Origin of the sequence: Pseudomonas brassicae, assembly GCF_010671725.1 — a bacterium.
Taxonomy (GTDB): Bacteria; Pseudomonadota; Gammaproteobacteria; order Pseudomonadales; family Pseudomonadaceae; genus Aquipseudomonas; species Aquipseudomonas brassicae.
On the sequence record NZ_JAAHBU010000547.1, the window covers coordinates 1 to 732 of the forward strand.

Genomic DNA, 732 nt, shown 5'->3' on the forward strand with positions numbered 1-732 from the left:
AGCAAATGCATCTGCTGCGTCTTGGTGAATTTTGTCGACCTTTAGCTGATCGATATTTCCTTTGCCGTCCTTAGCCTCCTGATCTGCTCTGACCGCTGCCCGAGAACGCATGGCATCCCACTTCCATACGATTTCCTGGGACAGAGCCAGATGAAACGCCATGTCCGTACGAAGCTCATCAATCCATTTTTGACGCTTATCAGCAACGAAGCTTGCTGTTGTTCGGTGCGACACAAGTTGCTGGAGATCAAGTTGCTGCGCTGTCTGTCGCCTACCTAGATAGGCGATCAGTAGCTGAACAAGGATACCGCCGAATGCGATGATGGCCGCAATCAGGGCAGCTTGTAGGGGGGGTGAGTCTGTCATCAGATCACATCTTCATGGTAGTGAAACTGCTAATGATACTTTGGATGCCGATCATGCGACATTTACACATACTGAATGTCCCAACCCTGCTGCCGGAGCTGTTCGCAGTTGGCCTCGATTTCCTCCCCCTCGCCAAGCGTCCTCCTGCTTATGGCCAGGCACAGCAGGTGTGTTGGGCGGGTCATCGCCACATACATTGCAAGTACCGCTGGACGATCCGTTTTCGCGTCCTGATACCACCGTGGCTTGTTGCCCAGTGAGCCAAGGCAACAGGCCTAGCGAATGAAGTGCTCGTGACTGTAGGTTTCCAGCACAAGCGTCGCGGTATGGTTCTGTCCTTGCTTGAATGAATGGAGCCGAGCTTGA

1 protein-coding gene is annotated in these 732 nt (G+C 53.0%); it reads right to left on the bottom strand.

The genetic code is table 11. From position 1 onward, the window contains the following. Positions 1 to 366: hypothetical protein (locus G3436_RS25870; RefSeq protein ID WP_163951085.1), on the bottom strand; the 366-nt coding region annotated here is incomplete at its 3' end. Positions 367 to 732 lie beyond the last annotated feature (366 nt).